This is a genomic window from Actinokineospora sp. UTMC 2448 (assembly GCF_024760565.1).
GTDB classification, from domain to species: domain Bacteria; phylum Actinomycetota; class Actinomycetes; order Mycobacteriales; family Pseudonocardiaceae; genus Actinokineospora; species Actinokineospora fastidiosa.
Window position 1 is genome coordinate 611,975 of the sequence record NZ_CP031087.1, and the last position, 13,201, is coordinate 625,175.

Annotated in this window: 12 protein-coding genes; 7 read left to right on the plus strand and 5 right to left on the minus strand. The window is 72.4% G+C overall.

The annotated features are described in order from the left end of the window. Nucleotides 1-61: 61 nt before the first annotated feature. Genes argS through Actkin_RS03010 form a run of 3 tightly spaced genes read right to left on the minus strand, consistent with a single transcriptional unit; the run spans nucleotide 62 to nucleotide 3,794 of the window. Nucleotides 62-1,777 (minus strand): arginine--tRNA ligase, encoded by a 1,716-nt coding sequence (argS, locus tag Actkin_RS03000; RefSeq protein WP_258905794.1) that lies wholly within the window; start codon nucleotides 1,775-1,777, stop codon nucleotides 62-64. Then, nucleotides 1,774-3,087 (minus strand): histidine--tRNA ligase, encoded by a 1,314-nt coding sequence (gene hisS, locus Actkin_RS03005; RefSeq protein WP_258905799.1) that lies wholly within the window; start codon nucleotides 3,085-3,087, stop codon nucleotides 1,774-1,776. The genes argS and hisS overlap by 4 nt, the downstream gene beginning before the upstream one ends. Before the next feature lie 59 nt (nucleotides 3,088-3,146). After that, nucleotides 3,147-3,794 carry a histidine phosphatase family protein gene (locus Actkin_RS03010; protein WP_189208523.1) on the minus strand — a complete coding sequence of 216 codons (648 nt, stop codon included), beginning with the start codon at nucleotides 3,792-3,794 and terminating at the stop codon, nucleotides 3,147-3,149. Between the two features lie 80 nt (nucleotides 3,795-3,874). Between Actkin_RS03010 and Actkin_RS03015 the strand changes: the two genes are divergently transcribed. The 6 genes from Actkin_RS03015 to galT are packed head-to-tail and all read left to right on the plus strand — an operon-like array spanning nucleotide 3,875 to nucleotide 9,834. Then, nucleotides 3,875-4,714: a 3-hydroxyacyl-CoA dehydrogenase family protein gene (locus tag Actkin_RS03015; RefSeq protein ID WP_189208522.1), complete on the plus strand. Its 840-nt coding sequence runs from the start codon at nucleotides 3,875-3,877 to the stop codon at nucleotides 4,712-4,714. After that, nucleotides 4,708-5,832, plus strand: coding sequence for a GNAT family N-acetyltransferase (eis, locus tag Actkin_RS03020; RefSeq protein WP_258905800.1), 1,125 nt, complete (start codon nucleotides 4,708-4,710; stop codon nucleotides 5,830-5,832). Before Actkin_RS03015 ends, eis begins: the two co-directional genes overlap by 7 nt. A gap of 46 nt (nucleotides 5,833-5,878) precedes the next feature. After that, nucleotides 5,879-6,574 (plus strand): response regulator transcription factor, encoded by a 696-nt coding sequence (locus tag Actkin_RS03025; RefSeq protein ID WP_189208521.1) that lies wholly within the window; start codon nucleotides 5,879-5,881, stop codon nucleotides 6,572-6,574. Beyond that, a complete protein-coding gene (locus tag Actkin_RS03030; RefSeq protein WP_189208520.1) occupies nucleotides 6,574-7,965 on the plus strand; it encodes a sensor histidine kinase in 1,392 nt (463 codons plus the stop codon). Before Actkin_RS03025 ends, Actkin_RS03030 begins: the two co-directional genes overlap by 1 nt. A gap of 40 nt (nucleotides 7,966-8,005) precedes the next feature. Continuing rightward, nucleotides 8,006-8,800, plus strand: coding sequence for a DeoR/GlpR family DNA-binding transcription regulator (locus tag Actkin_RS03035; protein WP_258905801.1), 795 nt, complete (start codon nucleotides 8,006-8,008; stop codon nucleotides 8,798-8,800). Next, nucleotides 8,797-9,834: a galactose-1-phosphate uridylyltransferase gene (galT, locus tag Actkin_RS03040; protein ID WP_258905802.1), complete on the plus strand. Its 1,038-nt coding sequence runs from the start codon at nucleotides 8,797-8,799 to the stop codon at nucleotides 9,832-9,834. Before Actkin_RS03035 ends, galT begins: the two co-directional genes overlap by 4 nt. A gap of 605 nt (nucleotides 9,835-10,439) precedes the next feature. On the opposite strand, the gene Actkin_RS03050 is transcribed toward galT, so the two are convergent. Continuing rightward, complete coding sequence (locus Actkin_RS03050; protein ID WP_258908099.1) at nucleotides 10,440-10,847, minus strand: hypothetical protein; 408 nt, start codon at nucleotides 10,845-10,847, stop codon at nucleotides 10,440-10,442. A gap of 252 nt (nucleotides 10,848-11,099) precedes the next feature. Here Actkin_RS03050 and Actkin_RS03055 point away from each other — a divergent pair, with 252 nt between their 5' ends. Then, complete coding sequence (locus Actkin_RS03055; protein ID WP_396122933.1) at nucleotides 11,100-12,155, plus strand: S1C family serine protease; 1,056 nt, start codon at nucleotides 11,100-11,102, stop codon at nucleotides 12,153-12,155. A 129-nt stretch (nucleotides 12,156-12,284) separates the two neighbouring features. On the opposite strand, the gene Actkin_RS03060 is transcribed toward Actkin_RS03055, so the two are convergent. Next, nucleotides 12,285-12,947 (minus strand): TIGR04282 family arsenosugar biosynthesis glycosyltransferase, encoded by a 663-nt coding sequence (locus Actkin_RS03060; protein WP_258905803.1) that lies wholly within the window; start codon nucleotides 12,945-12,947, stop codon nucleotides 12,285-12,287. Nucleotides 12,948-13,201 lie beyond the last annotated feature (254 nt).

Consider the following 13,201-nt stretch of genomic DNA (forward strand, 5'->3'; position numbering starts at 1 on the left):
CACTGAATGCGACGACGGGCGGCGGCGGGTTGTTCCCCGGGGTCGCGCAGATCACCCCAGGTCACATGCGGGTCGGCGCCTCGATCCCGAGGAGGCTCAGGCCGCGGGTCAGCACGGTGGAGGTCAGGACGGCCAGGGCGAGCCGGGAGCGGCGGACCGGCTCCGGGGTGGTCGCGGCGAGGATCGGGCAGCTGTCGTAGAAGGAGGTGAACGCCGTCGCCGTCTCGAACAGGTACAGGCACAGCTTGTGCGGGGCGTACCCCTCGACCGCGGCGGCGATCGCCGTCGGGAACTGGGCCAGCTTGAGGGCCAGCGCGCGCTCGGCGGGCTCGGTGATGACGATCTCGCCCGGCGCGGACTCCCCGGCCTTGCGCAGGATCGAGTGGATGCGGGCGTTGGCGTACTGCAGGTACACCGACGTGTTGCCCTCGGTCGCCAGCATCCGCTCCCAGGTGAAGGTGTAGTCCTTCTCCCGGTCGCCGGACAGGTCCGCGTACTTCACCGCGCCGATGCCGACCGCGCGGGCGACCTCGGCCTGCTCGTCGGCGTCCAGCGACGACCGCTCCTTCACCAGGGCGGCGGCGTGCTGCACGGCCTCGTCGAGCAGGTCGACCAGCTTCAGCGTCCCGCCCGCGCGGGTGCGGATGGTCTTGCCGTCCTCGCCCAGGATGGTGCCGAATCCGATGTGGACGGCGGTGTTCCCCGGGCCGAGGTAGCCCGCCATGCGCGAGGCCGCGAACACCATCTGGAAGTGCTGGGCCTGCGGCGTGCCCACCACGTACAGCAGGTCGGTCATGCCGCGGTCGCGGATCCAGTACCGGACCGTGGCCAGATCGGTGACGGGGTAGCCGTAGCCGCCGTCGCGCTTGCGCAGGATCAGCGGCAGCGGGTCGCCGTCGCGGTTGGCGAAGCCCGGCGGGAACACGCACACCGCGCCGTCGCTGACCGCCGTGATGCCCTGGGCCTCCATCTCGGTGATGACCTCGGCCAGGTACGGGTTGTAGAAGCTCTCCCCGTAGATGTCCGACGGCGTGAGCGAGATGTCCAGCAGCTCGTACACCTTGGCGAAGTGCCGGGTGGACTCCTCCACCAGGTCCCGCCACAGCGCCAGCGTCGGCTCGTCGCCGCTCTGCAGGGCGACCACGCGCAGCCGGGCGCGGTCGGCGAAGTCCGGGTCGGCGTCGAACTTCTTGCGGGCCTCCTGGTAGAAGCCGTTCAGGTCGCCGATGGTGTGGTCGCCGGACCAGCCCAGCTCCGACAGGTGCTCGATGAGCATGCCGAACGGGGTGCCCCAGTCGCCGAGGTGGTTGTGCGGGACGACCTCGTGCCCGGCGAAGCGCAGCAGCCGCAGCAGGGACTCGCCGATGATCGTCGAGCGCAGGTGCCCGACGTGCATCTCCTTGGCCACGTTCGGGCTGGAGTAGTCCAGGGCGAACCGGCGCGGCTCGGCGGCGGGCACCACGCCGACGCGGTCGTCGAGCGAGGACAGCCGCGCGGCGAGCCAGTCGGTGCGCAGGGCGAGGTTGATGAACCCCGGCCCGGCCACCTCCGGCGCCTCGACCTCGGGGGCGGCCATGCCGTCGACGATGGCCTGCGCCAGCTCGCGCGGCGGCCTGCCCAGTTTCTTGCCCAGGCTCATCGCCACGTTGCACTGGTAGTCCGCGCCCGGGCGGGTCGACGGCCTGATCAGCGCCTCATCCGGCGTGATCTCCACGCCGAGCGGGGCCAGCGCGTCGGCCACCCGCTGGCCGAGCAGGACCGTGATGTCGCCGCTCATGCCGTCCACGTCCCCGGGTCCGCCTCGGTCTGCGCGCCGGAGGCCATGTCCTTCACCTCGTGCGGCCTGCCGTCCTCGAACGGCGGGAACCACACGAACGGGATGCCCTTCTGCGAGGCGTACTTGAGCTGCTTCTTCAGCTTGTCCGCCTGGTGGTAGATCTCGGTGTTGTACCCGCGTTCGCGCAGCCGCGCGGCCACGGCCAGCGCGTCGGCGCGGCGCTCGTCGGACGGGACGACGACCAGCACCTGGCTGGGCGTCATCGGCCCGGTCCGCAGCAGGCCCTCGGCGACGAGCTTGGCGAAGATCCGGGTCAGGCCGATCGACAGCCCGATGCCGGGCAGGTCGCGGCGGATGAACGAGCCCGCCAGGTTGGCGTAGCGCCCGCCGGAGCAGATGCTGCCGTAGTTCGGCCAGTCGAGGAACTTCCCCTCGTAGACCGTGCCGGTGTAGTAGTCGAGGCCGCGGGCGATCGACAGGTCGGCGACCACGCTGCCGTCGGGCAGGTCGGCCAGCGACTCCAGCACGAAGCCCAGCTCGTCCAGGCCCTCGGCGAGCAGGTCGGACTTGACGCCGAGGCGGGTGATCTCGTCGACGACGGAGGCGTCCGAGCCCTTGATCTGCGCCAGGTCGAGGCAGGCGGTGACCTGCTCTGGCGACAGGCCCGCGCCTGCCAGCAGGTCGGACACGCCGGCCACGCCGATCTTGTCGAGCTTGTCGGCGATCCGGATCACCGCGAGCGGGTCGCCGATGCCCAGGCCCTCGTAGAAGCCCTGCAGGATCTTCCGGTTGTTGATGTTGAGCGACCACGGCGGCAGGCCGAGCCCGGTCAGCACCTCGTGGATGATCCTGGGCAGCTCGGCGTCGAAGTGCAGCGGGACGCTGTCGACGTTGATCACGTCGATGTCGCACTGGGTGAACTCGCGGAAGCGGCCCTCCTGCGGCCGCTCGCCCCGCCACACCCGCTGCATCTGGTACCGCTTGAACGGGAAGACCAGGTCGTTGAAGTGCTGGGCGACGTAGCGGGCGAACGGCACGGTGAGGTCGAAGTGCAGCCCGAGCTTGGCGTCGCTGGTGTCGCGCGGGTCGGCCTGCAGCCGCCGCAGCGTGTAGACCTCCTGCGAGGTCTCGCCCTTGGCGGTCAGCACGTCCAGCGACTCGACCGACGGGGTCTCGATCGAGGCGAACCCGTAGCGCTCGAAGGTGGCCCGGATGCGGTCCAGCCAATGCAGCTCGACCAGGCGCACCTCGGGCAGCCACTCGCTGAAGCCGCTGATCGGGGCGGGTCGGACCACGGGCTGGTCGCTCATCGGCTGACTCTCCAAAGTAGGGGGATGCCCCTGAATGGTATTAGAGCCGCGCGACCCCATTAGAGCTGACTGGAGCCGTCCGGGGAGGTCCGCCACTGCTCGAACGGACGGTCGAGGTGCCAGCGGCCGCCCGCGTAGGTGAGGATCCGGTGCTCGCAGTGCGTCGGGTTGGACAGCGACTCGAACAGGTCGATGCTCCAGGAGAACATCCGCCTGCACAGCAGCCGGGTGGTGAGCCCGTGCGAGACGACCAGGGCGGTCTTCGGGTGTGACGTGTCGTACTCCACGCGCTGTTCGAGCTCGTTGAGGAAGCTCGCCACCCGGTCGTCGACGTCGGCCCCGGACTCCCCGTGCGCGAGCCGGTAGAAGAAGTGGCCGAACTCGTGCCGCTTGCGCTTCTGCACCTCCTGCTCGACCGGGTCCTGCAGGTTGCCCCAGTCCTGTTCGCGCAGCCGGGGCTCCTCGACCCGGCGCACCACCCGCTCCCCGAGGCCGAGCAGGGCCAGGGTGCGCACGGCCCGCACGTACGGGCTGACGTAGACGGCGATCTTCTCGTCGCCGAGCAGCGCCCGCAGTTCCGCGCCCGCCGCCTCCGCCTGCGCCTCGCCGCGTTCGGTCAGCGGCAGCGCGTGGTCGGGGACGCGGCAGTACGCGAGCTCGTCGACGTTGCCGATGCTCTCAGCGTGCCGAAGGAGGATGATCCGCACGCTTCCATGGTGCCGGTTGTCAGCATCCTGTGGCAGGTACATAGGCTGGATGCACCGCCAAAGACTAAAGGAGCGTCACTGTGAGCGTCCCGGGAACCGTTGTCGTGGTGGGTGGGGGAACCATGGGCGCCGGAATCGCGCACGTGTTCCTGGTCGCGGGGTCACGCGTTGTGTTGGCCGAGGCCGACGCCGCTCGCGCGCAAGCGGGCGCTGACGCCGTCGCCGCTTCCCTGGCCAAGGCCCAGGACCGCGGCAAGATCGCCGACGCGGCCGCCGCGCTGGCCGGACTGTCCACTGTGGACTCGCTGGCGGAGCTGCCCGCCGACGCCGGTCTGGTCGTGGAGGCCGTCCCCGAGGACCTGGCGCTCAAGCAGACCGTGCTCTCCCAGGTGGCCGCCGTCTGCCCGGACGCGGTGCTGGCGTCCAACACCTCGTCGCTGTCGATCTCGGCGCTCGCCGACGGCCTGCCGGGCGAGCGCGTGCTGGGCATGCACTTCTTCAACCCCGTGCCGGTCCAGGCGCTCGTCGAGTTGGTCCACCACGAAGGGCTCGGCGCCGACGTGCTCGCGCGCGTGCGCGGCTGGGCGGAGGCGCTGGGCAAGACGGTCATCGAGGTCCGCGACTCGCCCGGGTTCGCCACCTCGCGGCTGGGCGTGGCCGTGGGCCTCGAGGCGATCCGGATGCTGGCCGAGGGCGTGGCCTCCGCCGAGGACATCGACACCGGCATGCGGCTGGGCTACGCCTGGCCCATGGGCCCGCTGCGGCTGACCGACCTCGTCGGCCTGGACGTGCGGCTGTCCATCGCCGAGCACCTGGCACGCGAGCTGGGGCCGCGGTTCGAGCCGCCCGCCCTGCTGCGCGAGAAGGTCGCCCGGGGCGAACTCGGCCGCAAGAGCGGCCAGGGGTTCTTCACATGGTGACCGTCCGGCCGTTCGAGCCCGGCGACACCGACGCCGTGCAGCGGATGCGGCGGCTCGCCTTCGGCGGCGGCGGTCCGCTCGGCGAGGGGTGGTCCGGGCTGGTCGCCGAGGACCCGACCGGTCCGGTCGGCGCGGCCCGGGTGTGGCGCTACGGGCAGTTCTTCGGCGGGCGCGCGGTGCCGTGCGGGGGAGTGGCCAGCGTCGTCGTCCTCCCGCACGTCGGCGGGCGCGGCGTCGCCGGGGAACTCCTGCGCGGCCTGCTCGGCATGATGCGGGTCGCGGGGCAGCCGATCGCGGCGCTGTACCCCAGCGCTGCCGACGTCTACCGGCGGTACGGCTGGGAGCTGGCGGGAACCACCGAGCGCCTGCGCGTCCCGACGCACGCGCTGGCGCGCCTGCGGCCCACGCGGCCGGTCCGTCCGGCCGTCGAGGCCGACCTGCCCGCGCTGCACGCCGCCTACCTGCGCACCGCCGCCCGCGTGGACGGCATGCTCGACCGCTCCGCCCCCGCCTTCACCCTCGCCGACGTGCTGAAACTCGACATCGTCCACGTGGTCGACGGCCAGGACGGCCTGAGCGGCTACCTCACCGCCGACCGCCGCGATGACGGGCTCGTGGTGCACGACCTGGTCGCCGACGACGCCGAGACCGCGACCACCCTGCTCGCCGGGCTGACCGCGTGGTCGACGGTGGTCGCCGAGGTCGGCCTCCGCCTGATCGACCCGGCCGTGGACCTGCTCGTCCCGCGCGCCGAGGGCCCGGTCGACGTCCACCCGTGGATGCTGCGCGTGGTCGACCTCCCCGCCGCGGTCGACGCCCGCGGCTGGCCCGCCGCGGCGCACGCCCGGCCGTTCACCGTCGACATCGAGGTCGACGACGCCGACGCGCCCTGGAACTCCGGCCGCCACCGGCTGGTCTGGGACGGCACGGCCGTGCGCTACGAGCCCGGCGGAGCGGGAGCGGTCCACATCACCGCGCGCGGTCTGTCCGCCTGGTACACCGGGGCGGCCGACAGCGCGACCCTGCGCCGCGCCGGGCTGCTGACCGGCGGTGACGCCTCCGGACTCGACCGGCTGATCGGCGCCGCGCGTCCGGCCCGCATGGCCGACGAGTTCTGAGGCCCTCTCTCAGGCGCGTCTCAGCAGCAAGAGGAACACTGGCGACATGCGCATTCTCGTGGTCGATGACGATCGGGCCGTGCGCGACTCGTTGCGTCGGTCGCTGCAGTTCAACGGCTACCAGGTCGACCTCGCCGGTGACGGCCAGGCCGCCCTGGAGCTGGTCATGGACTCCGGCAGCAGGCCGGACGCGATGGTGCTCGACGTCATGATGCCCAGGCTCGACGGCCTGGAGGTGTGCAGGCGGCTGCGCGGCGTCGGCGACGACCTGCCGATCCTCGTGCTCACCGCGCGCGACCTCGTCTCCGACCGGGTCGCCGGGCTCGACGCGGGCGCCGACGACTACCTGCCCAAGCCGTTCGCCCTGGAGGAGCTGCTGGCCCGGCTGCGCGCGCTGCTGCGCCGCGCCACCCCCGACCAGGCCAAGCAGTCCGAGGGCGGGCTGTCCTTCGCCGACCTGCGCATGGACCCCGGCACCCGCGAGGTCGTGCGCGGCGAGCGGGCGATCAGCCTCACCCGCACCGAGTTCGCGCTGCTCGAACTGCTGCTCAGCCACCCGAAGCAGGTGCTCACCCGCAGCCGCATCCTGGAGGAGGTCTGGGGCTACGACTTCCCCACCTCCGGCAACGCGCTGGAGGTCTACATCGGCTACCTGCGCCGCAAGACCGAGGCCGACGGCGAGCCCCGGCTGATCCACACCGTGCGCGGCGTCGGCTACGTGCTGCGGGAGACCCCGCCCTGATGACCGCACCGACCGGCGCCCGCCAGCGCGTCACCATGCGCTCCCGGATCAGCCTGCTGGCGGCGCTGTGCGTGGGCGGCGCGGTCGCGCTGGTCTCCCTCGGCGCCTACATCACCGTCTACCAGGGGATGCACCAGCAGGTCGACGAGAACCTGATCGAGCGGGCCAACGCGCTGCTGGACAACACCCGGGTGATCACCGAGGGCCGCACCGAGATCCCGGTGTTCTTCCTGGAGCTCTCCGACGTCAAGTTCGACGTCATCGACGCGTCCGGGGAGTCGGCGATCTCCATCGACCGGCCGGTCGCGCGGCCGCCGATCCGCGATGAGGAGCTCAAGGTCGCCCGCGGCCTGCTGCAGAGCAACGTCCGCACCGACCAGGGCACCGACTCGCGCGTGTACGCGGTCAAGTACACATTCCTCGACAACACCGCGCTCGTGCTCTCCCAGTCGCTGGAGTCCACCAAGGCGACGCTGGCCAAGCTGGCCGTCGTCCTCGTGGTGATCGGCGGCGGGGGGATCATCGTCGCCGCCCTGGCCGGTCTCGCGGTCGCGGGCGGCAGCCTGAGACCCATCCAGCGCCTCACCGCGGCCACCGAGCACGTCACCTATACGGGTGATCTCCGGCCGATTCCCGTGGCCGGGGACGACGAGCTCGCCCGCCTCACGCACAGCTTCAACACGATGCTGGGCGCGGTCGCCGAGGCCCAGGAGCGGCAGCGCAGGCTGGTCGCCGACGCCGGGCACGAGCTGCGCACCCCGCTGACCTCGCTGCGCACCAACCTGGAGCTGCTGCTGGCCTCGGAACGGCCCGGCGCGCCGACGCTGTCGCCCACGGACAAGGCCGAGATCCAGGACGACCTGCGCGCCCAGCTCGACGAGCTGACCCAGCTCATCGGCGACCTGGTCGAGCTGGCCCGCACCGACGCGGGCGCCGACGTGCACGAGCACGTCGAGCTGACCGAGGTGGTCGAACAGGCCCTCGACCGGGCCCGCCGCCGGGCAGGCGACGTGCGGTTCGAGGTGAACCTGCGGCCGTGGCACCTCATCGGCCACGCCGCGACGCTGGAGCGCGCGGTGCTCAACCTGCTCGACAACGCGGTCAAGTTCAGCCCGCCGGGCGGCACGGTGCGGGTGACCCTGGACGACGCGGGCACCGGCTACGCGTTCCTCCAGGTCGCCGACCAGGGCCCGGGGATCAGCGACGCCGACCTGCCGCACGTGTTCGAGCGGTTCTACCGCTCGGAGGAGGCCCGCACGCTGCCCGGGTCGGGCTTGGGGCTGGCGATCGTCAAGCAGGCCGCGCAGCGCCACGGCGGCTCGGTCTACGCGGGCCGCTCGGTGGACGGCGGCGCGCTCATGGCGATGCGACTGCCCGGTCACCCCGGGTGACAACAACAAAATCGACCGTTCGAGTGTGTACGATTGTGTTGTGCTTGCCCGTCAGCGCCAGGAGGTGATCCTGGACGAGGTCCGCCGCAGCGGGGCCGTCCAGGTGCACGCGCTCGTCACCAGGCTGGGTGTGTCCGACATGACCATCCGGCGCGACCTCGACGTGCTCGCCAAGCGCGGCCTCGTCGAGAAGGTCTACGGCGGCGCGACCTCGGTCGTCGGGCGCAGCACCGACGAGCCCGGGTTCGAGGCCAAGTCCGTGCGCGCGCTGGCCGAGAAGGACGCGATCTCCGCGCGGGCGGCCTCGCTCATCCGCCCGGGGACCGCCATCGGCATCTCCGCGGGCACCACGACGTGGACCTTCGCCCGCCACCTCGACGACGTCCCGGACATCACGGTCGTGACGAACTCGATCAGGGTGGCCGACGTGCTGCGCACCGACCGTCCGGACAGGACAGTCGTGCTCACCGGCGGCGTGCGCACGCCGTCGGACGCGCTGGTCGGGCCGGTCGCCGTGCAGTCGTTGCGCTCCCTGCACCTGGACATGGTGTTCCTCGGCGTGCACGGCATGGCCGACGGACCGGGCTTCACCACGCCGAACCTCAACGAGAGCGAGACCGACCGGGCGCTCGTCGAGGCGGGCGGCAGGCTCGTCGTGCTGGCAGACCACACCAAGTGGGGCATGGTCGGCATCTCCACCATCGCCGACCTGAGCGAGGCCGACGTGCTCGTCACCGACGAGGGCATCGCCGACGACGCCAGGGAGGTCCTGGCCGCCCGCGTCGGCGAGCTCATCGTCGCCGACGTGCCGGAGTCCGCGCGGGTCGCGGAATGAGGCACACGGTCCGGCTGCTGGCCGACGGCCGGGAGATCCACTACTACGACGCCGACGGGGCGCCGGAGCGCACCGCCGTCGACACCCGCGACCTGCCGCCGCGCGGCGCTGCCTCGGAGATCCGCCGCGACCCGCTCACCGGCGAGTGCGTCGCGCTGGCCGCGCACCGGCAGAGCCGCACGTACAAGCCGCCCGCCGGGCTGTGTCCACTGTGTCCTTCCGCGCCGGGCCGCCCGACGGAGGTGCCGGAAGCGGACTACGACGTGGTGGTGTTCGAGAACCGCTTCCCGTCCTTCTCCGGCGACCTGGGGCGCTGCGAGGTCATGTGCTTCACCGCCGACCACACGACGTCCTTCGGTGAGCTGTCGCTGGAACGCGTGGGCATGGTCGTCGACGTGTGGGCCGACCGCACGGCCGCGCTGAGCGCTATGCCCGGGGTGGCGCAGGTGTACCCGTTCGAGAACCGCGGCGACGAGATCGGCGTCACGCTCGCCCATCCGCACGGGCAGATCTACGCGTACCCCTTTGTCACCCCGCGCACAGAACGGATGCTGGCGACGGCGTCGGCTTATCTAGCTGAGCACGGCCGCCCGCTGATGGGCGATGTGTTGGCGGCCGAACGCGCGGGCCCCCGGGTCATCGCGGAGTCGGCGCACTGGACCGCGTTCGTCCCCGAGGCGGCGCGGTGGCCGGTCGAGGTCCACCTGGTTCCGCACCGCCAGGTGCCTGACCTGCCCGCGCTGACGGCGGCGGAACGCGCGGACTTCGCGGAGCTGTACCTGCGGGTGCTCGGCAGGCTGGACGGCTTGTACGACCGGGAACTGCCCTACATCGCCGCATGGCACCAGGCTCCGGTGACCGAGGGCCGCGAGCTGGCGTGGCTGCACCTGCAGGTGTTCTCGATCCTGCGCACAGCGGACAAACTGAAGTACCTGGCGGGCTCGGAGTCCGGCATGGCGGTCTGGATCAACGACGTGAAACCCGAAGACCTCGCCGCCCGCCTCCGCGCGGCCCCGCCCCGATACGGGTTCTAGGCGGCCCCACAGGCCCTCCTCAGCTCCTTCTCAGTCACGACGCGCATGGTGGTGTCATGACGGGTTTTGACCGCCAGCACCCGGGGAACACCCCGAATATGAGCCACGGTTCGTCCGGGGAGCAGGGCCCCGGACAACCGACATCCGGCGACCGGGTGGTCGGGGAGCAGGGCCCCGACCACCCGGAAGCCGTGCCCGTCACCACGCCCCCAGGGGGAACCCCGATGTCCGACCCCGGCTCCGACGCCCCCGGCCCCCGCCGGGAAGCCGCCACTGGCGCCGCCGCCGGTCCCACCGACGCCGCTTCCGCCGACGCTGGTGCCCGTCCCGCCGAGGCCGCTTCTGCCGACGCTGGCGCTGGCACCGGTCCCGCCGAGGCCGCCTCCGCCGCCGACTCCGACTCTGGCACTGGCGCCGCCGCTGGCTCCGCCGCCGACTCCGACTCTGGCGCTGGCTCCGCCGCCGACTCCGACTCTGGCGCTGGCGCCGCCGCTGGCGCTGGCGCCGCCGCTGGCTCTGGTACTGGCGCCTCCGCTGGCTCTGGCTTTGGCGCTGATTCCGGCACCGCTGCTGGTTCGGCCGCCGACGGTGGCTCCGCCCCCCAGTCACCGCCCAGCCGCACCGACGGCCACCCCGCCGACGCCCCGTCGAGCGCTCCCACCGACCAACGCTCCGCCGACCATGGCCTGACCGAGCAGCGCCCCGCCGACCAAGGTCCGGCGGACCAAGGCTCCACCGACCAACGCCCGGCCGCCTTGGGCCGCACCGTCAACCATGGTCTCTCCGACCAGAATCCTGCGGCCCACGGCCAGGCCGACCAGCCCGGCAACCATGGTCTCTCCGACCAGAATCCTGCGGCCCACGGCCAGGCCGACCAGCCCGGCAACCGTGGCCTTTCCGACCACAGTCCTGTCGACCACGGCCTGGCTGGTCATCCCGCCGACCGCAGCCCCTCCGCGCAGCGTCCTGCCGATCACGGCTCTGCGGACCGCCAGCCGGTCGGGCACGGCCACGCTGGCTATCCCGGGAGCCACGGCCCGGCCGACCAGCGCTCCACCGAGCACCGGTCCGAGGCCACCGGCTGGGAGCGGCCCCACGACACCAAGTCCTGGCAGCACAGCGAGTGGGCCCGTCCCACCCACACGGCGCCGTCCGGGCAGCAGGTTCTGTTCGGCGGTTCCGCCCCCGGGCACCACGCCCACCACCCCTCGACCGGTGGTTTCCAGCAGCCGCAGAAGAAGCGGTCCGGCGCCCTGATCGCGGGCGTGACCGCGCTGGCGTTGCTCGTCGGCGGTGGGGCGGGCGCCGCGGGCGGCTACCTCGTCGCCGAGAGCCAGGCGGGCTCGTCGAGCGCCAACGCGTTGAACGTGCCGCCGCCCGCCAAGCAGGCCAACACGCCCGCGCCCTCGGGGTCCATCGAGGCGGTGGCGGCGAAGGTGCTGCCCAGCGTCGTCCAGTTGCAGGTGCGCGGACGGAACGCTGCCGGTGAGGGGTCCGGCTTCGTGATCAGCGAGGACGGCCTGATCGTCACCAACAACCACGTCATCGAGGCCGCCGCCGAGGGTGGGCGGATCACCGCGGTGTTCCAGGACGGCCGCTCCGCGCGGGCCACCGTCGTCGGGCGCGACCCGACATCCGACGTCGCCGTGGTCAAGGCGCAGGACATCGGCGACCTCGTCGTCGCCGAGCTGGGGCGCTCGGATGACCTGCGGGTCGGCCAGAGCGTGGTCGCCGTGGGGTCGCCGTTCGAGCTGGCGGGCACCGTCACCTCCGGCATCATCAGCGCCCTGCAGCGCCCGACTCGCGCAGGCGGCGAGGACGGCAGCCAGGCCACCGTCCTGGACGCCATCCAGACCGACGCCGCGATCAACCCCGGCAACTCCGGCGGCCCGCTGGTCAACATGCAGGGCCAGGTCATCGGCATCAACTCCGCGATCTACAGCCCCGGCGCGGGCTCCGGCGAGGCGGGCTCGGTCGGCATCGGCTTCGCGATCCCGATCAACCAGGCCCGCCGCACAGCCGACCAGATCATCGACACCGGCCAAGCCACCCAGACCGTCCTGGGCGTCACCGTCCGAGACGACCCCGACGGCCTGGGCGCACTGGTCAACGAGGTGGTCCCCGACAGCGGCGGCGCCAAGGCGGGCCTCGCCCCCGGCGACGTCATCACCCGCCTCAACGACCGCCGGATCGACGGCGCCGACGCCCTGGTGGCCGCCGTCCGAGCCCACGCCCCCGGCGACAAGGTGACCCTGGTGATCGGCGACGGCGAGCGAACCGTCGAAGCCACCCTCGGCGGCCAACCGGTCGAGGTCAACTGAACGCCCGGCTCGTATTGCCCCCGAGCCGGCGGCTCCCAGCCGAGGAGCCCTCCGCGGACGGCCGCGGCGCGGCGGATCCCCTCCCGCCCGCCGCGGCCGCCGCTCAGAGTGCGTCCGCCGGGCGCAGGGTCAGCGACGGGCACGGAGCAGCAGCGCGGCCTCGGCGAACCGCGTCCCGGGAGCGGCCTCGGCAACTAGATCGACATCCGCCAGCGTGTCCACATCGGACAAGCGCGGTAGGCTGCCGACCCGATGGCCTGCCTCGATGAGCGCGCGCCGGATCCGAATGCCCGTGTCGGCCCTCGATACCGGAATCGTCCGCAGGACACCTGCCGACCGGGGATCGCGGAGTGCCAATGCCCACCAACCACCGTCGAGAGCCAGGCCCAACACGGCATCGACGGAGTCCAGCCCGCTCGCAGCCGCGGCCAACAGAGGCGGAGTGACCTGCGGGGTGTCCATCCCGATCTGCACGACCGCTTCCCCCGGATAGCGGACGGCCACGTCCGCATAGGCGTTGGCCAGACAATCCGCCCGGCCACGCCCGCGCTGTCCGATGACAACGCATCCCGACAAGGCCTCAGCCACCTGCTCGCCCCGCTCGGCCGCGCGGACGTCGCCTGCCAAGGCGACCACCGGCTGCACACCCGGCGTCGCTCGGGCGGCCGCCAGCGTGTCGAGGAGCCCCGCAGCCGCCAGATCCGCGGCCTCAGCAGGCGACGCGGGCGGAATCAACCCCGTCTTCACCAACCCGGCCACCGGCGCCTCGGCGATCACGAGTAGTACGGTCATCGCAGCACTCCCGCCCTATCATCGCGCCACGGATCAGCAGTTCAACCGAGTACCCGGGCACCCGGCCATACACACCCCCGACGAAGTCGAGACGGCGCCGGTTCATGGATTGACGGTAATCGGCGCTCATCACCACGTCCTTACCGATCGGTGACGTCGTAGCTTGGACCGGCTGGTGCTGAGCTAGCTGGATTAGCGTCGGCGGTGTGCCGCAGGACCGGGAGCAGGGACGGCGCGCTCAGGCTGCTCGGGGC